Consider the following 24,627-nt stretch of genomic DNA (forward strand, 5'->3'; position numbering starts at 1 on the left):
TTCCGTAATTATAATATTTGTTTTTAGATCTGGGTTTTCTCTTCCGATCGGTATAAAGACATAGTTCCTCATTTGGGATACGGTTTTTAAAAAAATTTCGAAATATTTCGTCTACCGTATGTTTTTAGTCTTCATTCTTTCAAAAACGGTCTTTTCTTCCATGAATTTGTCTCAAATATAGTTAATATACATATACTTAGAAAGCCCTGTTGGAATCGGAAGGCTAGAATATCGAGGTGAGCATGAATCGAAAAATTATCGGAATAATAATCCTTACCTCTGTGTTGTTGTCTATTTCCTGTAATAAGCCGACATCTTCCGGAAATTGGCTGAATTCCCTTTTAACATTCAATCTGTCCGTGGGGCAACAGGGTTCACAACTTCCGGGCACTTCTCCAGAGATTGTGGAAATGTATGCAGATAAATTCCGATCCGGAGAATACCAGATCAATTCTGGTTCCAGCCCGATTTCCAAGGTTTCGGCCAGTCTTTCCGTAAGTTCCGAACGCGTGGATTTTTTACCGGATCAATTAAAGATCTCTTTGAAAGAAATCGAATTGGTTTCCTCTGAGGGAACTAGCACGATACAGACTACATTCGTTAACGAATTGGATCTTTTAAAGGCAAAACAGAGTCCTACTTTGATTTTAAAACGGATGGGATTGCAAACCGGCTTTTATAAACAAATCAAATTGAGACTTACAAGTACGAATGGTACTGCGATCCGATCCGGACAACAATATCCGGTGGTTCTATCTAGTGAGGAAATTACCATCAAGCAGTCTTCTCCTTTCGAGATGGTAAATGGATTGGATACGAATCTGATTTTGGAAACCGATTTTAGTTCCCTAGTATTTTCTCCGGATACGGGTTATGCCTTCGCTCCACAAATCACATTAAAAGAATCGAATTTAGCTCTTCCTTTCACACAGGGAGTTGCCATTGTAAAATTCAAAACTAAAATCACTAAGATTCTCAAACCCGAAGGATATATGGGGGTCGGATTGGAATCCACGGATCTGATCCTGAAAAAGTATGGCTGCGGTGAAATTTATCCTCTTTCCGATAATTTAGGCGATTTGGATCCCGAAGCGAGTTCTGCTGTAGGATTCGATAGAACCTATCTTTTGGTGTTCGGCGCTACTATGGATATTCTAGAAGTTCTGTTTCAATTGTCCGCTGATCCGAATGTGGAACAGGCTAGTTTGAATAATTATGTGGATTCCAGTGTTACTTCTCCGAATGATCCCGAAGCTTCCCTTAATTATGGCGGGCAGCAGATACGTTATCTAAATCGAATCGGAGCTTATGATGCCTGGGATATTAGCCAAGGTGATCCTGATATGACCATTGCTGTAATCGATACCGGAGTGGACGACGGGCATCCGGATCTTCAGGGAAGAGTTGTTCAAGGTCCTTCGGTAATTTTTAAGTCCGTTATCCTTCCTATAAAAATCCAAGGAATTGTAGGGACCATGCCTTTCATTTATACATATCCGGATTATGGTCCTATTTTTGTTCCGAAACAACCAATCTATGGAAGTTCGGCTCATGGAACTCATGTTGCGGGGACTATTGGAGCCACAGCGAATAATTCCACTGGAGGTGCTGGAATCAATTGGAATAGTAAGGTTCTTTCTATCCCTGTTTTCTCCTACTCATCGGAAGCAAACGATTTGAGAACCAGCGATATACAAGTGGCCCTTGGAATTCTTGAAGCTGCCAGAAGGGGAGCCAAGGTGATTAACATGAGCCTGGGTGGAGAAGGTTTCACATATTGTATGTTAGGTTGTCAGCTACAGGTGTTTACAAATACCGCAGAACGAGATGCAGTTTCTTACGCATATAATAAACGAATCGTGATCGTGGCATCCGCCGGGAACGAAAACAGATCAATTTCTGCCTATCCGGGCACTCCGGAGTTTCGCGCAGCATACCCTGCTAGCTTTAACGAAGTAATCTCCGTGGGCGCTTTGGATTACTTCTATAATTATAATCAAAGAGCATCATTCTCAAATTTCGGAAAAGTTGATATTTCCGCGCCCGGAACTTTTGTCTATTCCACCGTTTTAGAGAACGGATATGCAAATTATAACGGGACTTCTATGGCGGCTCCTATGGTTGCCGCGTTTGCGAGTATCATCTTGGCTAGAAGTCCAGATCTTCATCCTAGTATGGTGAAAGAAAAAATGTGCAATAGTGCGACGGCTCTGACCAATACGGATTGGCATGGATGTGGAAGGATCAATATAGGCGCCACCTTAACTGCGATGAATGCCGAACTTCCTCCGCCCAAGATCACATCCAATTGCGGAGCACCTGGACAACCCGCATGTTCGGCCGGAATGTATTTACAACCATGGAGCCATCAATTTACAGCTACGGGAGGAACTCCACCTTATGTTTGGAGTTACGTTAAAGGAGGCTTACCAGGTGCTGCCGGCTCTACGAAATATAATAGTTCCGGTTATATGTGGGGCCCCCCTACTTATTGGTGGGGACCGGGTTGGACCTTCGAAATGAAAGTTACCGACGCAAACGGTAATTCGGATATCAGAAGTTTCTACTTTGCATCTACATTATAGATTTAAGTAAAATTTCCGGTTTGAGTTGAATTAGATAAAATAGATTAAATAATAGAATCTATTTTATCTAACAAAAGTTTATATCCGTTTTCTCCGACAGTCTTACTTCCTAACGAGAATTCGATTTTTCGAATCAGATCAGTGAATGGGATTTTATATTTTTCTAAAATAGAGGAAAGTTCTCTGTGAATAGGAGAAATAGAAAAAGTCGCAGAAGGTATTTTTAAGAATAGCGCCTCGAATACACTTTGGCCGAAATACCCCAAAAATTTTTCAGAAGATCTCAATTTCCGTAAGTATTGAACTCTTGAAAGTCTAGGAAAATATTCTATCTCATTTGTTTTCGGAGGGATTCCTCCGATCCTAATTCTTTTTTTAGGAGAATTTTGGATCAAGGATCTATCCAAATTTTCGGATTCTTCTTTTCCTAAGTTTCCTGCGTAACAAAAAATCCCATATTCTTTGACCGGATCTTTTTTTTCGCCGATTGCAGAGGAGATTAAGTTGAGTGGAATTAAGATCTGTTCCCAGTGGAAATTCTGATCATTTTGGGGATGTGGGAGAAGATCCCAAAAATCATACTTCTCTTTATCTTCTCCGAAATGATCTAAAAGTAGCACTTTTGTTTTTTGGTAAGATATCGGGATCCCTATATCTCTATAATCTATTAGAAGAATATCATATTCTCCGTCTCTTGGAAATGTGGAAATCCATTCAGGTTCCCACCCTCTATATGGTAACAAAGAATATAATAGAGAAGTCCTAGAAAAATGTCCGGAACCGAATTCTTTTGCAGGAGCGACTAATACTCCGATTTTCCCTTTGGTGTTTTGGTTTGGAGAAGGAAGATTAAATTTTACCTGAGGAATATCCAGATTTTTTTGGAATAGAGTAGGATCTTCCTTTTCCCATTCTAAAAATTCTTTTGTATTAAAATTACCAATGGTTTCGAAAGATTTTTTAGAGAGTAGACCTGAGATTGTTTCGAAATCTTCGGGAGTGTCTACGGTCAGTCTGAAATTTGACAACCTGGTCCCTTCTTCCTTTGTTAGTAAACTAGGGATTGCAGTGATCTTGTATTGATTAGGGTCTTCTTTGATATGAATGCTTACATGTTCTTTATGTCTTTCTTCCTGTTGTAAGTCCGAAAGATTTAGAAGCGCAGAAGTTCTAAAAACTTCTCCTCCTGTTCCTAAGGGTAATCCCTTAAAATAAGCAAGGTCGGAATCTGATTCTATGAATGTTTGGATGAGCAGATCCAAGTGGGTTGTATCATAAAACGGATTGTCTCCGGTCAGTCTTAGGATTGCATCTGCGCCGAATTTTTCAGAAGCAAGAATATATCTTTGGCGAACATCTTCCAATGGGCCGGAGAAATGATTCATTCCTTTCTTCTTCAAAAAAGATTCCAGTTCCGAATCTCCTTCCGGGATCAGATAGATGATCCTGGAATTCGGTAGGATCTTCAAAATCCTGGAATGAATATGATCTAAGATCGTCCTATCCGAATTATAAGGGATCGGACGGATTACTTTTTTAGGGAATCTTGTAGATCCAGTCCTCGCTTGTATAAAAGCGAATAAAGAACGGATCTTAGTATTAGGCGTTGAATGTATACCACTCATCGCAAGAAAGGCAAGGGGCGGGAATAGATTCATGTGCTCCTTTCGCGGAAGAAGTGAAGAATGGATTTCCTTTTGCCCAAATTTGTTCCAAGGAATCCTTGTTTAGATTTCCTATGGAATGTTTTTTAGAACCTGGAGTTTGTTTGCAGATAGAAACTTCTCCATTTGCGTTCAAATATATATCTCTGGAAATATGCCAGCAGAAGTCTCTGCCCAAAGGTGTCAGATCGGAGGCTCTGCGCTGAGGAAGAACATCCGAATAAGAATTATATTTTTGTAAAATGATTTCATATCCCTCTTTTTGGGCCTGCTCGTACCAGGAATCCAATTCAGGATCCACTTCTTGGATTTTTAGGAATTGAAGATGGATGGATGATTTTGGTAATACTTGGGAAACCGCCGACAGATTTTGTAAAACCTTGTCCATATTGTCCTTTCCATAGAGCGCCGAATAAACCTTTTTATCTCTGGTAGTCAGGTTTACGATCAAGCTGACCTTCTTCTTTTCTTCTTCCTTTAAAGAAGAGAGTAATTTGATAAAGTCGGAAAGGTCACTGTATAAAGCGGATTCTATGAACAGTTCCTTTAGATTGGAGGATGCTAAAGTTTTTCGGACAAGCTCGGTAAATTGCGGATGGAGTGTAGGTTCTCCTAATCCACCAAAACATACACTATAAGGGAGCCCTAGATTTTCCGCCTGAGATAAAAGTTTATCTAAAATTTGAGGATCTAATTTTATATTATCTTCTTCCGGTTTCAGGTTTTGCCTTGGGCAAAAAATACATTCGTATTCGCAACCTCTGTATAATTCTACCTCGTAGTAGCTTGGAGCGGAGCGGAATATTTCAGGACGAGAAATTAGGAAGGATTGGATCTCATCATACTTCCAGTTTTCTTTTTCCTTTAAAAAAGAAGATAAGAGTCTGAAAGATCTAGGATTGTTTGCAGAGAAGTCCAATCTCCATTGTCTGAGGTCCGGAGAAGTATAAAAAATTTCAGTATCAAATTGGTTTATATTTTTTGCTAAGAAGTCTTGGGTTCCGCCCGAGTATTCTGCAGGTAAACTTCTTACAAATTCTCTGGAAAGAACTCTGGGCACAATACCAGGAGGAAGATTTTCAGAATAAGAATACTGGGCCAAATACTTTTCATGACGAAGGATCAATTCTTTCGTAAGTGTCGGATCCATCATGGGTGCAAATCCATCGAAAACCAAAAAACAGGTTTCGTCCCATTCTGGATCTCCTGTTCTGGAAGAAGGAAGAATGTCGCAGATCTTGGAGAAAAATTCGGCTTCTGATCCGGATTCTATAATTATAAAATCAGAATATTCTAATTGGGTGCCGATCTTTTCGGATTCTTCTGGAGTCCAGATTCTTCTATTGGAATATACAGGGATTCCTTTTAAAACGGAAGATAGTTTCTTAAGTGTAAGTTCTAAATAACGAAGTTGATTCGGTTGATCTATATTTCCTTTTACGGAAATAAGATCTTCTTTTAGATAAAATACGATAGCTTGGGGAGGATATTTCATATTTTAATCTTGGATCCGTTCCGTTTTGGATTTCCGGACTTAATCCAAGTTCAAGGTTTCTTGTTGGTCCGGGATCTTATTCTCTTTTTTATAAACTTCGTCGAAGATCTGTATCGGCACAGTGGACCTGGATTCTCTTACCCATTTTATAAAATTTTCGTCTTCTTTTTCACGACCAAGAAGATTTATAATCCCTTGGCGTACGTTTTCTAAAGGAGTCGGCCTTTTACCTTCTACCTTAACGATACAATAACGTTTTCTTTCGTCCCTGAATACTTCCGAAACTGAACCGACAGGGACACTAGACAATGCCACAGCAACGGAACGATTCGTTTTATATAATTCGAAAGAAGAGACCCAATCCATAAGTCCTTTTCTGGCTCTTAAGTTTGTATCCGTATTTCTAGGAGAACCGGCAATTAAACTGAAGGATGCTGGATCAGATAGAACATTCTTTTTGATCTCGGTTGCTTCTTTGTGGATCCTGGATTCTTCCGTGATGGAATCATTAGTAGGAGAAATTGCGATCTGTCTGTATTGAACTTCGAATCCCACCTTCTCTCTATTCTGAGCGTACCAGGAGCGGATATCCTTATCGGAAGGCGGATGGTTCGGCACCTTGTATTGCATTAACTGAGTTTTTTTGATCTGGTAAGGAAGTTCCGTATACCAAAGTTCGTAAGACATTCCGGAGCTGGACTCAACCGCTTTTTCGAATTGTTTACGGGAAGTAATCCCCATAAACTCCATTCTTTTTTCGATCTCACTCTCTAATCTTTTTTCATTCACTTGGATGGATTCATCTTCTGCAATTGAATCCACGACAGCTCTATCTATCAAAAAATCTATGATACGAGTGCGTAGAGATTTTCTCATGTCCTCGTTTTTGAGGTACTTGGTTAGTTTTTGGTATTTTTCCTGAGCGTCATCAAAATCCAAATCGCTAATGGATTGGCTTCCGACGGTAGCGATAATCTTATCTAGGGACTCGGCGGGACGGATCTCTGAAGTAAATATACTTAGAGAAAGTATACCGGAGAATAAGGCGAGTTTACGCGAAAATGAGGCTGAGGATTCGGGAAAAATTCCTAACACAGGGAAAGGATGTTCCCGATCCTCTCTTGTTCAACCGTTTTTCGAAAGCCCGAATGTTTCGTGGATCTTGTTTACGGCAGTTTCTGCGTGAATTCTTGGGATTACGCAGGATATTTTGATCTCTGAAGTGGAGATCATTTCAATATTGATCTCTTTTTCCGCTAAAGCTTTGAACATTTGAGCGGCTACCCCTACATGGGATTTCATTCCGATCCCTACCGCAGAAACGATAGAAATTTCCTCATTGATTTCCGGCTTTTTAGCTCCCTGAGAATTAGAAAAAGATTCCAAGATCGGAAGAGCCTGAACCAGGTCTTTTTTAGGGACTGTGAAAGAGATAGTGTTTCTTCCATTATAAGGAGAAGACTGAACGATCACATCTACTAAGATATCTTTAGAGCTTAAGTCTCCAAATAGAACTGCTGCGAGTCCTGGTTTGTCAGGAACATCTGCGATCGTAATTCTGGCTTGGTCGTTCTTTGCGGTCACTCCGCTTACTTTCAATTTTTCCATAATTTTGTCCTCGTTTACAACCAAAGTCCCCGGATTATTATTAAAGCTGGAACGTACATGAATTACCACATCGTAGTTCATTCCCAATTCAACACTTCTGGAATGAAGAACCCCAGCGCCAAGGCTTGCGAGTTCCAACATTTCTTCATAAGTAATTTGAGAATGTTTAGTGGCTTGGGGAACCACTCTTGGGTCCGCAGTATAAACTCCGTCCACATCAGTATAAATTTCACATTCTTTTGCACCAAGTACAGCAGCTAACGCTACCGCAGAAGTATCAGAACCACCTCTTCCTAGAGTAGTGATATTCTCATTCTGGTCTATCCCTTGGAATCCAGCTACGATCACGACATTCCCTTCGTTTAACGCTGCATCAATTCTGGAACGATCCACTCCTTGGATCTTTGCATTGGAGAAGTTCCCATCAGTGATCATTTTGATCTGAGAACCTGTGAATGATTTTGCAGGAACTCCTGCTTCCCAAAGAGCCATTGCAAGTAGAGCGATAGAAACTTGCTCTCCTGTAGACAATAACATGTCCATCTCTCTCTTAGGAGGATTTTTGGTGATCTTATCGGCCAGATCCACTAGCTCGTCCGTCGTATGGCCCATTGCCGAAACGACTACGACAACATGGTTGCCTTCTTCATGATAACGTTTGATTCTACCGGCTACGTTCCGGATGCGATCAGGAGATCCTACAGATGTTCCCCCGTACTTTTGAACGATTATGTTTGCCATCGCTGCCTACCATCTTTTTGGGCTCGGGGCGGGGATCAAGATAAATCAAATCCGGAAGGCGGGAAAGAATCCTTGTTTTCAAGGAAAGTCGGCCGATCTTTATGGAGAGTTCTCCCTACTTTGGGAGAAGGGGGCCCCCATTTTTTCTCCTATCGATTGGTATCTAATCTTAGCTTATATCATTTTCGCTTTTTCGGCAGGGCTTCTTCTTTCCTCTAAGGCCGGAGAAAGTTTGAGTTCCTACTTCGTCGCAGACAGAAAACTTCCTTGGTGGTGGCTCGGAACTTCTATGGTTGCTACGACCTTTGCGGCGGATACTCCATTGGTTATCACCGGAATGGTTGCATTGGATGGTGTAGGTGGGAACTGGCTTTGGTGGAGCTGGGCGATCGGTTATTTGATCATTACTGTATTCTTTGCAGCTTCCTGGAGAAAGGCAGAAGTTCTTACGGATGTAGAATTTGTAGAATTAAGATATTCCGGAACAGGTGCGGCAATCCTAAGAGCTTCGAAGGCATTCTTCTTAAGTATTCTATTTAATTCCATCATCTTGGGCTGGGTCTTTAAGGCAATGTCCAAGATTACCGCTCCTTTTTTGGATTGGAATGTATTACTTGGCGCAGAGGTATTCAGATCCATTTCCGATGTTTGGCCGAGCTTTTTAATATTAGGAGATTTGAATACTACACTTACTGTCCTTATTCTTTTCTCGGTTGTAGTATTCTATAGTAGTATGGGTGGGATCCAAGGTGTGATCTTGACAGACTTATTCCAATTTGCTTTAGGAATAGGCGGTGCAATCGTATTTGCGATCTTTGCAATCCAATATGTGGGCGGATTAGAAGGACTATATTCCAAATTAGAAACATTGTATCCGGGAAAATCGGAATCTATCATTTCTTTTTGGCCAAGGATAGGCGAAGAAGAACATGGACTTCCTCTTCAAGTTTTTCTAATATTTATCGGAGTTCAATGGTGGATCCAATATCATTCGGATGGATCCGGATACTTGGCCCAAAGATTACATACTGCCAAAACCCCTAAGGATGCGGAATTAGGTTCTCTTTGGTTTAATATTGCAAACTTTATTTTACGCACCTGGCCTTGGGTTTTAACGGGACTTGTATGTTTAGTCGTATTCCCTTTACATGATGCGGATCTATTTCAAGCAGAGGGTATAGTTGTTCAATCAGATAGAGAGATAGCTTATCCTGTTCTTATGAAGATCGTTTTGCCTGCTGGATGTTTGGGATTGGTGTTCGTAAGTTTGATGGCAGCTTTTATGTCCACTGCAGACACTCATATCAACTGGGGTGCCAGTTATCTGGTGAACGATCTATATTTACGGTTTCTAAAACCGAATGCCGGAAATAAAGAAACCGTCATCGCGGGAAGGATCGCTGTGGTTTTGATGGCAGGGATCGCGATCTTAGTTGCAACTCAGATGAATTCTATTGCATCCGCTTGGAAATTTTTCTTAGCAATGGCTTCGGGTTTGGGGCTGCCACAGATCTTAAGATGGATCTGGTGGAGGACAAATGCCTGGACAGAATTGTCAGGAATGGGAACTGCATTAGCTCTTTCATTAATATTATATAAAGTATATCCAGATGCAAATGCAGATTACCTTCTGTTCTTTACCGCTCTAGGAAGTGTGATCGTTTCTATTTTAGTAACCTTTATGACTGCTCCCGTTCCGGATAAAGTATTGGATGCATTTGTAGCCAAATTACAACCTTTCGGATTCTGGGGGAAATGGGGTGGGGTTTCTGCCCGTAAAAAATTCTATTCCAGGATTCGGATCTGGTTATTGGCGATCTTCTCCTTATATGCTTGGCTTTTCGGAATAGGGTATATTCTACAATTGAAATATACCCTAGGAGTTGTTTTCCTTATCTTCGGAATAATTTCAGGACTTATAGTCTTGAAGTTATGGGAAAAGAAGGATTCAGTTTCCTAATATAAATAGTCTTTTTGACGATTGCAATTTTGTGCTCGGCCGGATCTAAAACTTCTATAAAATAGATCCGGATTGTTTTCTTTTTAATTCTACATTCTTCTTGGATGGATTTAATATCTTCAGGAAATACTTCTATTTTCACTATCAGATCTTGATTACTAACTTTTAGAAAATCAATCTCTGCTTTAGTATCTAAAACAAGATATTCGGAACCCAAATTTTCAGAAAGTGAAAATACATATAAAGGATCTACGAATGCATAAATTGCTCCTCCGAAATGAAGTCCATTATAATCTTTAGTTTTATGTCAAATTAAATGAGTCTGTTTGGATTCGGAACCTTTACCGAGTTGAAATAGCAGATTGGGTCCTTTTGGCGATTTGATTACAATTCTAAGGTTTTGGGGTTAGAAACCTGTTCAGATCGGAGAGAAAAAAAGCTTTTCACCTCAGGGCTTTCCGGCCAGTAAGATACGTTCCCGGAAAGAAAATCCGAGATTCTTCTCGGAGATAAAAATAATAAAACAGGTGTTATGTTAAGGAGAGAATCATGCAATTAGGTGCAGTCGAAAAGGGGCTACTTCCGGCTCTTTTGGCAATCGTAATGCTCGGAATGGGTTTCGGGCTAGCAATCGGAGACTTTAAACGGATTTTTACAACTCCTCTCCAAACTTTGGTCGGTACTTTGGGTCATTTTGTAATCATGCCTTTGGCTGCTTACGCTGTTGTATTGATTTTAGGTTTAGAATACGAACTTGCGTTAGGCGTCATTCTTGTAGGATCCTGTCCTAGCGGAACTACTTCCAATTTGATCAATTATCTGGCAAAGGGTGACGTCGCTCTTGCAGTTGTGATCACAGCACTTTCTACACTTCTTTGTCCTTTGCTAACTCCTATCATAGTTACATTTTTCGGTTCCTTATTGGACCCAACCGGCGCAAGTGTAATGCAGATCTCCTTTGTAGAGATGCTCAAGACTGTTGTAGTGATTATAGTACTTCCGATTTCCATAGGTATGGCCGTAAAACATAAGTTCCCTAATTTCGCTCAAAAGATTGAAACTCCTTATAAGATATTCTCCATATTGTTTTTAGTTTTCGTAGTTGCATTTGTAACTTATAAAAACAGAGACAATTTTATTGAGATGGTTCTTTTGGTTGGACTTGCTGTTATTCTTCATAACTCTTTCGGATTTATAGCAGGTTATTTTTTCCCTAAATTATTAGGGATTGCGGAGAAGCAGGCGAGAACAATCTCTATCGAAGTTGCGATCCAGAACACTACTCTGGGTATGACTCTTGCGATACAATTTTTTGGTCCTAAGGTAGCGCTTCCTTCCGCGATCTTCAGTATTTGGATGTACATCGCAGGAATTGCAATGGCTCTTTTCTGGGGTTATGTGGTTCCACTTAAAGAAGAGAAAGTAGCTTAAGAGAAGGATGAAAAAAGGAAGGCGGTAATATCACCGCCTTCTCCGAGAGAGATTATAGTAGAAGATTAACTAACGCGAACCAGAAATTCGTTACGTTTGCATCATTCGGATTCACACTTTCAAAGAAACTTCTGAAAGTAGAACTTCCTAACAGATAATCATTGATGAAAGTCCCGAGTGTAATTCCGGTATTTTCAATCTCCGTTCCCGTAAATTCTACGATAGAAGTACAATGGCTTTCGTTTATACTTCTATAATACGGTATAAAATATTCTAGGTTCGGATATCTATCGTATTGAGCCTTTAAATTCTCAATGTCCTGGGCCCAAAGAGTGGAAATGATATATTCCTTATCCGCAGGATTGTTTTCGTCCAATCCGTAGAATCTTGCATAAGAATACATGGAATAATTAGCATCTCTTCTAAATAAAGTGATCGCCAATTTATCATTCGGATACTTTTGAGCAAGGGCTTCGCTGATCTTTCCATAATCCGCACGAATATCTACGGAAGGAAAATCAGGTTGAGCTTTACTTATAAAATACTCAGTATTCCAAGCCTCTTTGATCTTTTGCTGTAAAGGCCATTGGTTCCCAAATCCAGGAGCAGGGAAAATCGGGCCCGAATCATTCAATAGATAACTTTTAGAAGGACTTAAAGCTTTTCTAATGAAGTGATAATTGATCATGGAACCCGCTCCACCTGCACTACAGCCGGAGACCAACATCTCTTTTGGTTTATTGAAATTATTCTTTAACCAATTGATGACAAGTTCCATGTTCTTGGCACCTACGTGACGATAGGTGATTGGTGGATTTTGTCCGGTTGGATCTGAATAAGTTGCCACCTTATTTCCCGCATACACATCTCCTGTGCAATATGGAATGAACACTTTGTTCCAATTAGAAGTTTTAACGTTTTGTCCAGTAGGATGGTTTCTTAATATGATCGGAGAGATCACAGCGTTCGGACTTCCGCCAGGAACATTCGGATCTATAAATGCTCCGAAGTTCATATGGTTATCAGGAATACCGTTAGGGTTGGCTGCTCCCCTGATACCTGTTTGTCCAGTGCAACTTTCGTAATCCCAACAGGCCCCTCCCGGTTCCATGTAAACCAATAGTCTGCTGGAATATCCTAAGATCCAGTCCAAGATCCCATCTGCACGATCTACGAATATTTTGTATGGTGTTCCATTACCGCATACAGCACCCGGAATATAGACCACATCGTAAGATCCATAGACAACACTCGTGAGATCGTCCAAAATATTTTGGGCGTTTGGATCTGTGTTGTCTAACCCTGCCAGATTACCTGTTCCCTTCTCCGGGGTTTCTAATAGCCCTCCTAATAAAGCCAGGTCTTGAGTATTGTTCGTATTTTGGTCCGGACTACAGTAGAATGACGTTACGGATAACGCTAGTACTATTCCTCCCAACCAAATTCTCTTCACATCTTTCATTTTGATTTGCCTCCAGTTCTTAACTCCCTATTTCGCTTTTGATTGCGGAAATTCTAATATCACTTGGGCTCCTCCGAGTGTTTCGGAGTTACCTAAGCGGATACGTATCCCCATTCTATCTAATAACTTTTTAGCCAATGCGAGTCCGATCCCGCTGGAGGATTCGGCTCCTGTAGGTTTTGCGGAAAGGATGGAGAATTCCCTAAACATATCTTTTTCGTCTTCGGGCTGGAATCCAGGTCCTGAATCTTCTATTTTAATGATTAGAATTTTCTCATACATTTCCGAGATGAGTTCACTTTTGAGAGAGATCTCCGAATTTTCGGGAGAGAATTTGGCGGCGTTACTTAATAGGTTATCGAATACTCTATACAGTATCTGAGGATTCGCTTGGAAATAGAAATTATACTCTGAAAGTTTATCTTCTATCTTTATATTTTTTGAAGTGAATAAGAAGTTTAGATTGCAGGTTACCGACTTTAATAATAGCTCCGGGTTTAATTTTGTGGTTTGGTTTTCGATTGTTTCCGCATCTCCGGAACTTGCGAGATATAGAACATCTTCGATAGATTCAAGAATTTTGCGAGAAGTTCTATCTATATGTTCTAAGATTTCAGGAGGGTCTGCATAAGAAGAGATAATCCTATTTGTGGGCGAAATATGACTCGGCTCTCTTGTATAAAGGCCTACCAAACTTAAGATCCCCGTAACAGGGCTTTTTAGATCGTGGATCGCTATTCTTAAAATTTCAGATTTTTTAATCGATTCCATCACTAACTTTCTATTTAGATCACGGATGGATTGTTCTTTATGAAATGAATTCACCTTAGTCAGAAAGCTGATCAAATCTAATAAAATAGTCATGACCATTGTGAAGAAAAAATTCTGGATAAGAAATGATGAATTCTTTCCTAACCAGAACATAGCTGCGAGGAATACTGCGTAATTTGTGAAATAGATGAGCTTCTTAGTTTTATCAGGATAACGAAGAAGTACTGCGATGCCAAGTTGGGTAAATGCGAATAAAGAAATATCCGTCCCAAATTGGAAGATGAGCAGGTTCATTGCTGTTCCAGCGGAGGTTAAGAATAAGGTTCCAGCTATTGTGAGCCATCTTCTTCCGTTTTCACTTTTTAGAATTGGAAAATTTAAAAGAGCAGTGAAAAGGAAACATCCCGGAATAAAGACTGAGTTATAGATTAAAAGAGGGAAATATCCTGAATTTTTTAGAAAGTCTGTCCAATCCAAAATCGCAAAAGGAATATAAACTACAAATAGAAATGGGAAAAGATATCTGAGTATTAAATATACTTCGAAGTAGGCGGACCGGATGAACTCTTCATTCCTTCTAACTTCTCTTAAGATCTGAAAATGTTTCTTTATAAATAATATAAAGTTTTTGGTCCGAAACCGAATGGCAACGTAGAAATGTTTCACGGCAGACCTAAAACCTTATGATTTGAATTTTTAAATAATGAGAGAAGTTTGTTTCCTTGAGATCGACTAACGGGAATATTATGATCCGTATGGAGCAGTAGTCTATAGGTCGTTGGTGTTTTGAATAAGATCTTTTTGACTTCTTCCAATTGAACCAAGTAACTTCTGTGGGCTCTGAAAAATCCATGTGCTTCCAGATCTTTTTGGAGTTGGTCCAATGTTTTTCTGACCTTCTCCACATTTCCATCTTTGGTAAATAATCTGGCGTAATTTCTTTCTGATCTTGCGAAAATGATATTTCCAGGTTCAATAAGATTGACCCCTTCTTCTTTTTTGAGAGGAATCCCTTTGGGAGGGGATGTATTAGGGTGTGATAAAAGATATCTTTGGATAGAAATCCCGAATCTTTCTCTTGTGATCGGTTTTGGTAGGAAATCCAACACTGAAAATTCGAAAGCTTTTACTGCATTATCCCTTTCAGAAGATACAATAATCGTTTGGAAAAAACTTCTACTTTCGATTTCCAAAAGTTTAAAGCCGGTTTCTCCTTGGAGATTTATATCCAGGAATAATAGATCCAAAGGATTTTTGCGTATAAACTCCGCTGCAGATTCCGGATCGGAAACTGTATGGATACTTTGTATCTTTTCGTTCAAAAATTCTTTCGCTAAAATTTCCAAACAGCGAGAGGACAATATATCATCTTCTACGATTAGGATTCGCATACGCGGGAGTTTACTCCAGGTTTTAAAACTAGTCAATTTATTAGGGACAAAGAGACAGCATCGGGGGACGAATGGATCGTTTTATGTAAAACAATTGTTATTAATAACACTTGAATATTTTGTACAAATCTAAGTGACATGCCGTCATACGTTATGCGAAACATGATGGAAGTCGAGAAGGTTGGATATTTGTTTTGCAAGTAGAAATCATGTGGGAATTCCAACATGATTAGATGGATGAAAGATGATTGATTTTTGCTGGAGATTGTGGTAAGGGCGATGTATCGAAATTTTTTTCGTGTACCACCGTACCGGCCCCCACCCAAGGCAGGGTGGGGAGATCTTTTTCTAAAAAAACAGTCCTCATTCACAGTAGATCCTTCTCTTAGAATTCGCGGCAGCGATGTGAAGGGCTTTAGTCCGGGCTTGCCCGGATGAGCGCTTTTGCGCGAACCCGTAGCAGCGCGACCCGAGTTTCTCGAGTTCGCTTTCTTCTTATCGGGTAGTCACGAGGGGGCCGCCCCGGCTTTTTTTGAAAAGGTTTATAAATTTATAATATAGATCAGGCTTTTTTGGGTTTGGGAATTAAGGTTCAGAGTTTGATGGAGGAATTCGGCTTCTGGCTTGGATTTCTTCGTGGGATGGGGGAGGCCAAAAAGGATGGACAGACTGGAAAAATCGGGTTTTGTTGAAAAAGTGGGACCGGTTTTCGGCCGACGTTCCTACTTCTGATCTTATATATTTTTTAAACCGATCTATTCTTAAATATAAGGGGAAATCTGATGTCCGGGCATAGTAAGTGGGCAACTATTAAACGCAAAAAAGACGCTATCGATTCTAAAAGAGGAGCGATTTTCACTAAGGTGGTCAAGGAGATCACTGTTGCGGCGCGTATGGGCGGAGGGGATATTAATACCAATCCGAGACTTAGGCTCGCAGTGTTGAAGGCGAAGGCCAGCAACATGCCCAAAGACAATATCGATAGGGCTATCAAAAAAGGAACTGGAGAATTAGAAGGCGTTGTATATGAAGAATGCCTTTATGAATGTTTTGGGCCTGGCGGAACCGCAATAATGGTGGAAGCTGTCACAGATAAAAAAACCAGGACCACTCCGGAGATTAAAAGTATTCTTACTAAGTTGGGCGGTTCTTTGGCTACTACAGGTAGTGTTAGTCGCCTTTTTGAAAGAAAGGGGATCATCGTAATTCCTTCCGATCAAATTTCTGAAGAAGAATTATTTGAATTAGCAGTCGGCGCAGGTGCAGAAGACGTTCAGAACGAGGGAGAAGTTTTCAGAGTAGTAACTTCTCCAGACGATTACGAAGCCGTCCAAACGGCTTTGAATGACAAAGGGATCAAATCGGAAGAATCCGAGATTAAATTCGTAGCCTTAGTAGGTGCAGAAGTTTCTGACAAAGAAGTTGCAGAAAAAGTAATGAAGCTTATCGATAACTTAGAAGGTCACGATGATGTCCAAGGTGTGAACTCAAACTTCGAACTTTCTCCGGAATTGGAAAAAGAATTCGGCTGAGATTTTATTCGACTTCTTCTTCTCTGAGATCGGTGATCGGCGGAGTTTTGTTGGAATTCCAACAAGGTTTTGTGAAAGGAAATGAGGTTGTCGGTTTAATGGATTTGTGATAGAGGGGAATGGGCTCTCCCACGGGCCACTCCCCCCGCCCAAAGCAGGGCGGGGGCGCCCTGCATCCCATGTAGGAACTCCTACAACTAATTTAGAAATTTACCTCAGGAGTTTTTTGGTGAAAATTTTAGGAATAGACCCTGGGTCGCATCGTCTAGGTTATTCCGTTCTCCAGAAAGATAAGTCCGTAATTCATGTTCTCACTTACGGCACGATAGAAGTTCCCAGCGGAACAAAAAGTCCTGTCAATTTAATCGCTATTCGAAGGCAGTTGGACGCGATTTTGGATGAGTATCATCCTGATCTTGCTTCTGTAGAAGAGTTGTTTTTCGCTAAAAACAGAACGACTGCTGCAAGAGTTTACGAGGCGAGAGGAGTTGTTTTGCTTACATTAGGAGAGCATAATATTCCGTTAGTCGAGCCGACTGCGTCTCAGATTAAAAAAGGCACTACAGGCAGCGGGACTGCAGATAAAAAGGATATTAAAGCTGCATTAAAACTTCTTTTAGGTCTCGAAAATTTAACTGGGCATGACGATTCTTGGGATGCTATTGCGTCTGCTTATGTAGGTTTCGCGATGAGCGGCTCTTTTAGAAATAAATGATATATTGGAGGATCTATGGATCGAAAAATTTTCCCCTTGGTGCTTTTGGCTTTTTTGCCTATTCTTGCTTTCTGCTCTAAAAAAATACAATTAACCGCTTTTGAAGAGAATGGTGTTTATGGTTATAAGGACCAGGACGGAAAAGTCCAGATCTCTCCTCAGTATTCACTCGCTTATGATTTTAATGAGAATGGCGTAGGTTTTTCTTTTAGTAAAGATGGATGGGTTTGTATAGATCCTCAAAACAAGGTTTTATTGAATGCATTTACTTTCGATAATGGGCCGGATTATTTTTCAGAAGGTTTAGCTCGATTTGTAGAAGGATCTAAATTCGGATTTTTCGATGCATCCTGCAAAAAGGTAATTTCTGCTAATTATGATTTTGCTTTTCCGATTACAGAAGGTTTCTCGATCGTATGTAATGATTGTAAGTCGGTTAGCGACGGCGAACATTCTACTATCGAAGGTGGAAAATACGGGCTGATCGATAAAACCGGTAAGATTATAGTTCAGGTAGAATATGATTCTCTTTCCGAGATCAATCCTGAAACTAAAACTTTACAGGGATCTAAAGGCGGCGTTAAAAAAGAAATCCGTCTTCCTTAAAGTTTAAGATCAATAGACTTCTTATTTACTTAAGTATATGCCCAATAGCACGGCAGTGATACAAACTGTCGTGCTAAGAAGGATATATGCAAAAAAATTAAAATAGTTTCCTGATTGGAGTAGTTTTAGGTTTTCTAAAGCGAAAGTGGAGAAGGTTGTAAATCCTCCGCAAAATCCTACAGTTGCAAACAGCCTAATATCTTCCGAAATTTTTCCCTGTGATAATCCGTAAAATATCCCGATCAAAAGTGAACCTAATATGTTTACTACAAATGTTGAAAGGGGAAATAACCCGGTTTCTTTAGGGATGTTTTGAGATATCATATATCTACAAACTGAACCTAAAAATCCTCCTAACCCTACGATCAAAAGATTCATTTTGCATTATCTTCGTATAATATCTGTAATCCCCTTAAAGTAAGTAGGGGCTCTATCCTATCGAAAATTTTAGGATTTGCTGCATGAATGGTGGTTACGAGTCCGCCGGTTCCGATCACTCTATAATCATTTCCATGAGCAGCTCTAACTTCTCTGATAATGCCTTCTAAAAGACCTATCCATCCAAAGAAAAATCCAGCCTGTATAGATTCTATAGTAGAATCTCCTAATATTTTGCTCGGAGCTTGGAATACGATCGGAGGTAATTGTGCAGTGTTTCTTGTCAAAGCATCCATAGAACCTTTTAGTCCTGGAGCAATCACTCCTCCCAAATAATCAGGAGTATCATCTACGACGCAGAATGTAGTCGCAGTTCCTAAATCTATGATGATTGATTTTCCTGGATGATCCTTTACTGCAGCAGCAGCATTTACTAATCTATCTGCGCCTATCTCGAAAGGTCTGGGATATTTTATCCCAAAAGGAAGTTTCATTTGATACTGAACTCTGATCGGTTCTATCTGGAACCAATCCTGTATCATTCTCTCAATGATTGGATTCAACGTAGGAACCACAGAAGAATAAATTCCACCAACAATTTGGCTGCTATCTATTTCAAATTCTCGGAGAAAACCCTTAAGATAAAGCCCCATTTCATCGGAGGTTCTATCTCTTCGAGTAACTGTTCTTCTATGGAAAATTGGCTCTTTGGAACCGTTCTTATAAATACCGAAGACAGTGTTGGTATTCCCAACGTCGATTACTAGGATCATTCTATCCCAAGGACCTAAAATCCTCGGGGCTGTCAATGAATTCGACCGTGTTTCCGACCGAGGTCCGGGCTAATAATTTTCCTTCTTCATTTACTCCCAATAAAGTTGCGGTTTTTTGCTCTCCATTTTCTGTCCAGGCGATCGTTTCTCCTTTCCAGAGAAGTTTCTCATTTATGAATTCTATCCTTTTTTCTCCATCTGAAATTGCTAATACTGCATCGTTTAAAAGAGGAAGTAATGTTTCTAAAAATCGGGCCCTTCTTCCTTTTTCATTTTGATCACTCGTGATGAAACCTGCATCATTCAGATAATCAGGGATTTCAGTGCCATATAGATTGGCCCCTATTCCTAGTATCCAATCCCAAACTTCTCCTTCTTTTTCCGTTTCTATCAATATACCGCAGACCTTCTTTCCGTTTAAATAGATATCGTTTGGCCATTTGATCCTAAGATCTTTTTTACTGGCAGAAGGATATACGGACAAAATCGCCTTTGCTACCGCGACCCCGACATACAAGGAGAATAGTCCTGGAGAAGATAGGTTGGAATCAGAGGAGAATTTGCCTGAAAAAATAAAAGGCTCTTCACCCAATATACTCCAGGTTTTTCCTTTTCTTCCTCTTCCGGAAGATTGAAAATCCGCTAGGATCCAGGACCCTGGTGGGAATTCCTTTCCCTTAAGGATAGTATTCGTGGAGCCTGCTTCTGAGAGAAATATTCCTTTTTCGAGATCCAATAATTGAAACGACATGAGTTCTGTTTAGTACACTTTTCTGATCTTTCGGACAAGAAAAAATCTGGCACTTGTGCGAAAAAGACAGGTCTTAGAATTATACAAAAATCCCTCCCTACAAATATATATAGAAAGAGGTTCCTTTGAAGCTTTCTGAGGTTTCTATTCGCAATCCAATTTTCGCATGGATGATGATGGCTGCTATCATCCTGCTCGGAAGTATCGGCTTTTCCCGTATGGGTCTTTCACAGATGCCAGACGTGGACTTCCCGATCGTAAACGTTACTCTCAACTTGACCGGTGCAAACGCTCAAGTTATGGAGACCGACGTAGTCGATCCTATCGAAGAAGTTCTAATGACTGTCCAGGGTGTGGTCGAAGTTCGTTCCGTTTCCACGGACGGTTCTGCTACGATCACTGTGGAGTTGGAACTCAAACGTGATGTGGACGTAGCTGTCCAAGAGATCCAAACTAAAATTGCTCAAGTTAGTAATAAACTTCCGGATGATCTGGATCCGGCTATCATCATGAAATCTAATCCGGATGACCAGCCGATTATTTGGGTTACCTTAACCGCCACAAATAGGAGCGAACAAGAGAAGATGGTCTTTGTTAAGACCAGACTTAAGGATAGGTTCCAAGAGGTTCCAGGAGTAGGCGAGATCATACTAGGCGGTTACGTAGACCGCACAATCAATGTGTTTTTGGATCCAATCCGTCTCTTTAGAGCTGAACTTACAGTTAATGATATCATCAATACATTAACAGAACAGAATATAGAAGTTCCTTCCGGAAGAGTTCAGAATAAGACGTCAGAAGTTTCCTTGAGAGCAGTGGGAGATGTCCCAACTGTAGAGCAATTTTCTAATATATATATCAACTCCAGAAGTGGAGCCGCAATGTTTCGCCCGGTTCGCTTAAGAGAAGTTGCTAAGATAGAAGACGGCCTCGACGAGATCAGAAGGATTTCAAGATTTAACGGAGTGTCCTCAGTCGGCCTCGGGATTAAAAAGATCAAGGGTGCAAACGCTGTAGAAGTCGGCGACATGGTGAAGGCCAAGTTAGAAGAACTTAGACCAAGTCTTCCTCCTGGGTTCGAACTAAATGTCTCCAACGATAATACTACTTTTATTAGAGACTCAGTTCATGAATTAGTTTTTACTTTAATACTTTCTGCAGTCCTAACAGGAATCGTATGTAGATTATTCCTAGGAAACTGGAGTAGCACTTGGAACGTTCTTCTTGCAATTCCTACTTCCGTGATGGGAACTTTTTTGATCCTGTATTTTGCGGGCTTCACTTTAAATACGTTTACATTACTCGGACTTTCTTTGGCCACCGGTATCGTCGTTGATGATGCGATCATGGTCTTGGAGAATATTAGTAGGCATAGGGAATCGGGAAAAACTTGGTTCCAAGCATCATTGGACGGAGCATCCGAAATTAGATTCGCAGCATTAGCTGCGACACTTGCTATTATTGCGATCTTCCTTCCTGTTGCGTTTATGTCCGGGATCATAGGGCGCTACTTTTTGGAATTCGGAGTTACTGTTTCAGTAGCCGTGGCTCTTTCTCTTTTTGAAGCATTGAGTTTTACGCCAATGAGAGCTTCTCGCTATAGAGAAAGTAAAGAGGCTCAGAAAAAACAAAAATCCAAATCACCGTTTACCTTACCTGCGGATAATTTCCTTTCTAAACTTAAGGATACGGCAGATCGTTTTTCCTTTTTCAAAAAAATGGATCCGGTCATAGAGAACTTTCTACAATTCTCGGAAAGAGTTTACGGTAGGGTTTTAGAATTTGTAATTCGTAAACCTGGAACAGTGATCATTTCTTGTGTTCTGTTTTTTGCATTCTCCCTTATCTTTTTATTCTTACTCAAGAAGGAGTTTATTCCTCCTCAGGATATGGGAAGATTTATCGTTAGAGCAAAAATGCCGATCGGTTCTTCTATCATCCGCACGGACGAAGCAATGAAGAAGGTGGAGGGCTATCTCAGCTCTCGCCCTATCGTAGAAAAATACATGAGCAATATTGGGGGAATGGGTGGTACCGAATCCAACACTGGTATGTTCTTCGTTACCATGAAGGAAATGGGACATCGTCCTAAAAGTAAAAAAACAGGAAGAGAGATCACTCAGTCGGAAGTATTTGGTGAGCTCAGAAAAGATCTGAAAGAGCTTGTGCCTGAAGCAAAATTCTCCGTCCAAGATCTTTCTCAAAGAGGTTTTAGTCCCGGAAGAGGTTATCCAGTCGAGTTAGTTCTGACAGGACCTGATTGGGCTACACTCGCAAAACTTTCTGATTCTATCCGAGAAAAATTAGATTCTTCTAAAACGATTTTGGATATAGACACTGATTACGTTTCCGGACAGCCTGAAGTGAAAATTCTACCAAACAGAGAATCAGCTGCAGTCCGGGGTGTGAGTATGGCGAATATCGGAAATACGATCGGACCTTTGATGGGAGGTCGTAACGTAAGTCGTTTTACTGAGAATGGCAGAAGTTTTGATGTTCGAGTCAAGATAGATAAGGACAAAGGAGAAAGCACCGACATCATTCCGAATATAGGTGTTAGAAACACTTACGGAGAGATTGTTCGTTTGAAAGATGTATTAGTCCTTCAAGCGACGAACACTCTTAAAAATATCACAAGAGTAAATCGAGATAGATCCATTAAAATTTTCGGGAACCCTCCTAAAGAAAAAGGCCAGACTTGGGCGACGAGCGAAGCAATTCGGATAGCAAAAGAAATGCTTCCGGAAGGTTATCATGTAGAAGTTACAGGTTCTGCAAAAACAGCTTCCGATTCTCAGTCCAGTTTATCCGGCGCCTTGATCTTAGGAATTATAATGTCATTTATGATCTTGGCGAGCCAGTTTAATAGTTTAAAACAACCTTTCTACATTCTTCTTTCTATGCCTTTCAGTTTTTCGGGTGCGTTAATCGCTCTTTGGATTGCGGGGCAATCCTTCAACATGTATAGTTTCATAGGATTGATCCTACTCTTGGGGCTGGTTAAGAAGAACTCGATTCTTTTGGTTGAATTCGTGAATCATGTTAGAAGTGAAGGGAAGAATATTGCGGACGCGATCCGGATAGGTTGCCCTGTCCGTTTAAGACCGGTGCTCATGACAACATTCTCTTCGATTGCGGCCGCTATACCTCCTGCTTTGGCGTTGGGCCCGGGAGCGGAAACTAGGATCCCAATGGCGATTACCATCTTGGGTGGTTTGATCGTTTCTACATTAATTACTTTAGTGGTCGTTCCAGCCGCTTATTATCTGATGGAAAATGAGAAAGATGAAGTACGTAGATACTCTTAATAATTATAAAAAAATAATATTCTCTATTCTTGCCTGTTCTCTTGTTTGGGAATGTGCTTCCAGCCCGGAAGTAAAAGTCGCGGACGGAGTAGTCGAAGAAAGTCTGAAAAATATCACTGGGATTACTACCCAAGATGTGGAAAAAACGGTCTCGAAAGACACGTTTGGCCTGGATGATCTTTATATACTTGCTGTAGAGAGAACGGAAAGGATTGCGCTAAAGAACGAGGCAACAGAACAGGCTTTAGCACAGAAGGACAAAGCATTCGCAGGTTTTATGCCTACTCTTTCTTATGTGTTCAACAAGTTTTATTCTATCCCCGGTCATACACAACAACCTTCTATAGTAGATAATTATAAAACATATAAGGCAATTCAAAGCGGAGATCCGCTTAGTTTATTACCTTCTTCCAGTTCAGGAAGTAGTCTTCCTCCTACTGTAGGAGCGGGTTCTCGTTTATTACTTAGTATTCCACTTTCTGCGGGATTGGCTTCTTACCAAGATTACAGAGCCTCGAAAAATCTTGCAGAGCAAAGAAGGTTAGAAGCAAAACATGAAGCAGGCAGAATGTATCTGGAGATTGCACAAGCCTACTTCAACTTTTTGCAATTAGAAGAAAGTGTTAAAATTTCCCAGGAAGCTTATGAGTTGAACCAAGACTCTTTGCAGGAAAGAAAAAGAATGTATGCAGTAGGAAGGATCATGAGATCCGACCTTTTGAATTCAGAAACCAGTCTTTCCAACGCGGAGGCGATTCTTGCAGATGCAAAATTCCAATTAGAGCAAGTGCGCATCACATTAGCGACTATGGTTGGTTATGAAAAACCGATTGCTGTTGCAGGATTCAAAGCCGAATTGGAGCCGATCCCAACAGGTATGGAACCGGAGGAATATTTGGCAAAAAGATATGACGTTCTTTCCGCCTACCAAAGCGTTAAGGTAGCGGAAGCACAAAAGGACAAGGCTTGGGTAGGTTTTGCTCCTTCTATTGCATTAAATAATTATTATTCTCTTCCTTATCCTGGACAAACACATTCCAAAGATATTACTGCTCAGTTGCAGATTACAATGCCTTTAACACCATTCTCTCAGATGGCAGATTTGAAAGCGGCGGATTCCGCAAAAAAACAGGCAAAGTTGACTGCTTCTCAAACTAGAAGGACTGCTACTCAAGAAATCCGGAATGCTTTTGAAAGTTTTAAAAATTCTCAAAGGATATTGGGGATCTATCAAAAAGCATTCGTATCCGCTCAAGAAACTTCTCAAAGCCAAGCAAGCGGTTATCGTTCCGGTAGAAATAGTAGGATAGAAGCGATTGCTTCTAGGATTGCGATGTTAAATGCGGAAATCACATATCGCAAAATGTTGCACCAACATTCTTTGAATCGTATAGCTTTAGGAGTTGCGATCGGAGAAATTCCTCATCTTCCTGGAGAAAAAAAGGAAGAATAAAAA

At 40.5% G+C, this 24,627-nt stretch carries 18 protein-coding genes; 8 read left to right on the forward strand and 10 right to left on the reverse strand.

Translation table 11 applies throughout. The features are described 5' to 3' along the window. Positions 1-242 precede the first annotated feature (242 nt). Positions 243-2,585: a S8 family serine peptidase gene (locus CH377_RS16700; protein WP_100724889.1), complete on the forward strand. Its 2,343-nt coding sequence runs from the start codon at positions 243-245 to the stop codon at positions 2,583-2,585. 44 nt (positions 2,586-2,629) lie between these two features. On the opposite strand, the gene CH377_RS16705 is transcribed toward CH377_RS16700, so the two are convergent. Genes CH377_RS16705 through CH377_RS16720 form a run of 4 tightly spaced genes read right to left on the reverse strand, consistent with a single transcriptional unit; the run spans position 2,630 to position 8,093 of the window. Next, on the reverse strand, positions 2,630-4,210 hold the full coding sequence (locus CH377_RS16705; protein ID WP_100724913.1) for a cytidylyltransferase domain-containing protein: 1,581 nt from the start codon (positions 4,208-4,210) through the stop codon (positions 2,630-2,632). Continuing rightward, on the reverse strand, positions 4,185-5,744 hold the full coding sequence (locus CH377_RS16710) for a spiro-SPASM protein (RefSeq protein ID WP_100724890.1): 1,560 nt from the start codon (positions 5,742-5,744) through the stop codon (positions 4,185-4,187). Before CH377_RS16710 ends, CH377_RS16705 begins: the two co-directional genes overlap by 26 nt. Before the next feature lie 39 nt (positions 5,745-5,783). After that, positions 5,784-6,839, reverse strand: a complete 1,056-nt coding sequence (locus CH377_RS16715; protein ID WP_100724891.1) for a putative peptidyl-prolyl cis-trans isomerase — start codon at positions 6,837-6,839, stop codon at positions 5,784-5,786. A 30-nt stretch (positions 6,840-6,869) separates the two neighbouring features. Continuing rightward, complete coding sequence (locus CH377_RS16720) at positions 6,870-8,093, reverse strand: aspartate kinase (protein WP_100724892.1); 1,224 nt, start codon at positions 8,091-8,093, stop codon at positions 6,870-6,872. 139 nt (positions 8,094-8,232) lie between these two features. Between CH377_RS16720 and CH377_RS16725 the strand changes: the two genes are divergently transcribed. Then, positions 8,233-10,053, forward strand: a complete 1,821-nt coding sequence (locus tag CH377_RS16725) for a sodium:solute symporter family protein (protein WP_207797630.1) — start codon at positions 8,233-8,235, stop codon at positions 10,051-10,053. A 549-nt stretch (positions 10,054-10,602) separates the two neighbouring features. Beyond that, complete coding sequence (locus CH377_RS16735) at positions 10,603-11,484, forward strand: bile acid:sodium symporter family protein (protein ID WP_100724894.1); 882 nt, start codon at positions 10,603-10,605, stop codon at positions 11,482-11,484. Between the two features lie 52 nt (positions 11,485-11,536). Here CH377_RS16735 and CH377_RS16740 read toward each other — a convergent pair whose 3' ends face one another. The 3 genes from CH377_RS16740 to CH377_RS16750 are packed head-to-tail and all read right to left on the reverse strand — an operon-like array spanning position 11,537 to position 15,108. Continuing rightward, a complete protein-coding gene (locus CH377_RS16740; RefSeq protein ID WP_100724895.1) occupies positions 11,537-12,946 on the reverse strand; it encodes a pectin acetylesterase-family hydrolase in 1,410 nt (469 codons plus the stop codon). Positions 12,947-12,973: 27 nt separating this feature from the next. After that, the gene (locus CH377_RS16745; protein WP_100724896.1) at positions 12,974-14,383 is read right to left on the reverse strand and encodes a sensor histidine kinase; all 1,410 of its coding nucleotides are present in this window, start codon (positions 14,381-14,383) and stop codon (positions 12,974-12,976) included. Further along, positions 14,380-15,108 carry a LytR/AlgR family response regulator transcription factor gene (locus tag CH377_RS16750; protein WP_100724897.1) on the reverse strand — a complete coding sequence of 243 codons (729 nt, stop codon included), beginning with the start codon at positions 15,106-15,108 and terminating at the stop codon, positions 14,380-14,382. The genes CH377_RS16745 and CH377_RS16750 overlap by 4 nt, the downstream gene beginning before the upstream one ends. A 782-nt stretch (positions 15,109-15,890) precedes the next feature. Between CH377_RS16750 and CH377_RS16755 the strand changes: the two genes are divergently transcribed. The 3 genes from CH377_RS16755 to CH377_RS16765 all read left to right on the forward strand — a co-directional run bounded on the left by CH377_RS16755 (position 15,891) and on the right by CH377_RS16765 (position 17,961). Continuing rightward, the gene (locus CH377_RS16755) at positions 15,891-16,640 is read left to right on the forward strand and encodes a YebC/PmpR family DNA-binding transcriptional regulator (protein WP_100724898.1); all 750 of its coding nucleotides are present in this window, start codon (positions 15,891-15,893) and stop codon (positions 16,638-16,640) included. A 229-nt stretch (positions 16,641-16,869) separates the two neighbouring features. After that, entirely contained in the window at positions 16,870-17,355 is a 486-nt protein-coding gene (locus CH377_RS16760; protein WP_100724899.1) for a crossover junction endodeoxyribonuclease RuvC, read from the forward strand. Between the two features lie 15 nt (positions 17,356-17,370). Then, positions 17,371-17,961, forward strand: coding sequence for a WG repeat-containing protein (locus tag CH377_RS16765; RefSeq protein ID WP_100724900.1), 591 nt, complete (start codon positions 17,371-17,373; stop codon positions 17,959-17,961). A gap of 21 nt (positions 17,962-17,982) precedes the next feature. On the opposite strand, the gene crcB is transcribed toward CH377_RS16765, so the two are convergent. The 3 genes from crcB to CH377_RS16780 are packed head-to-tail and all read right to left on the reverse strand — an operon-like array spanning position 17,983 to position 19,863. Then, the gene (gene crcB / locus CH377_RS16770) at positions 17,983-18,339 is read right to left on the reverse strand and encodes a fluoride efflux transporter CrcB (RefSeq protein ID WP_100724901.1); all 357 of its coding nucleotides are present in this window, start codon (positions 18,337-18,339) and stop codon (positions 17,983-17,985) included. Beyond that, a complete protein-coding gene (locus CH377_RS16775; protein WP_100724902.1) occupies positions 18,336-19,112 on the reverse strand; it encodes a type III pantothenate kinase in 777 nt (258 codons plus the stop codon). The genes crcB and CH377_RS16775 overlap by 4 nt, the downstream gene beginning before the upstream one ends. Before the next feature lies 1 nt (position 19,113). Then, complete coding sequence (locus CH377_RS16780) at positions 19,114-19,863, reverse strand: biotin--[acetyl-CoA-carboxylase] ligase (protein ID WP_100724903.1); 750 nt, start codon at positions 19,861-19,863, stop codon at positions 19,114-19,116. 170 nt (positions 19,864-20,033) lie between these two features. On the opposite strand from CH377_RS16780, the gene CH377_RS16785 reads away from it, so the two are divergent. Continuing rightward, positions 20,034-23,171 carry an efflux RND transporter permease subunit gene (locus tag CH377_RS16785; RefSeq protein ID WP_243402067.1) on the forward strand — a complete coding sequence of 1,046 codons (3,138 nt, stop codon included), beginning with the start codon at positions 20,034-20,036 and terminating at the stop codon, positions 23,169-23,171. Continuing rightward, positions 23,149-24,624, forward strand: coding sequence for a TolC family protein (locus CH377_RS16790; protein ID WP_100724914.1), 1,476 nt, complete (start codon positions 23,149-23,151; stop codon positions 24,622-24,624). Before CH377_RS16785 ends, CH377_RS16790 begins: the two co-directional genes overlap by 23 nt. The last annotated feature ends 3 nt before the right edge of the window (positions 24,625-24,627 follow it).

Origin of the sequence: Leptospira haakeii (genome assembly GCF_002812045.1) — a bacterium.
Taxonomy (GTDB): domain Bacteria; phylum Spirochaetota; class Leptospiria; order Leptospirales; family Leptospiraceae; genus Leptospira_B; species Leptospira_B haakeii.

Bases quoted from the DNA above. Each gene is read 5' to 3' on its own strand.
- CH377_RS16700 (WP_100724889.1), top strand. From the start codon at position 243: ATGAATCGAAAAATTATCGGAATAATAATCCTTACCTCTGTGTTGTTG.
- CH377_RS16705 (WP_100724913.1), bottom strand. From the start codon at position 4,210: ATGAGTGGTATACATTCAACGCCTAATACTAAGATCCGTTCTTTATTC.
- CH377_RS16710 (WP_100724890.1), bottom strand. From the start codon at position 5,744: ATGAAATATCCTCCCCAAGCTATCGTATTTTATCTAAAAGAAGATCTT.
- CH377_RS16720 (WP_100724892.1), bottom strand. From the start codon at position 8,093: ATGGCAAACATAATCGTTCAAAAGTACGGGGGAACATCTGTAGGATCT.
- CH377_RS16735 (WP_100724894.1), top strand. From the start codon at position 10,603: ATGCAATTAGGTGCAGTCGAAAAGGGGCTACTTCCGGCTCTTTTGGCA.
- CH377_RS16740 (WP_100724895.1), bottom strand. From the start codon at position 12,946: ATGAAAGATGTGAAGAGAATTTGGTTGGGAGGAATAGTACTAGCGTTA.
- CH377_RS16750 (WP_100724897.1), bottom strand. From the start codon at position 15,108: ATGCGAATCCTAATCGTAGAAGATGATATATTGTCCTCTCGCTGTTTG.
- CH377_RS16755 (WP_100724898.1), top strand. From the start codon at position 15,891: ATGTCCGGGCATAGTAAGTGGGCAACTATTAAACGCAAAAAAGACGCT.
- CH377_RS16765 (WP_100724900.1), top strand. From the start codon at position 17,371: ATGGATCGAAAAATTTTCCCCTTGGTGCTTTTGGCTTTTTTGCCTATT.
- crcB (WP_100724901.1), bottom strand. From the start codon at position 18,339: ATGAATCTTTTGATCGTAGGGTTAGGAGGATTTTTAGGTTCAGTTTGT.
- CH377_RS16775 (WP_100724902.1), bottom strand. From the start codon at position 19,112: ATGATCCTAGTAATCGACGTTGGGAATACCAACACTGTCTTCGGTATT.
- CH377_RS16780 (WP_100724903.1), bottom strand. From the start codon at position 19,863: ATGTCGTTTCAATTATTGGATCTCGAAAAAGGAATATTTCTCTCAGAA.
- CH377_RS16785 (WP_243402067.1), top strand. From the start codon at position 20,034: ATGATGATGGCTGCTATCATCCTGCTCGGAAGTATCGGCTTTTCCCGT.
- CH377_RS16790 (WP_100724914.1), top strand. From the start codon at position 23,149: ATGAAGTACGTAGATACTCTTAATAATTATAAAAAAATAATATTCTCT.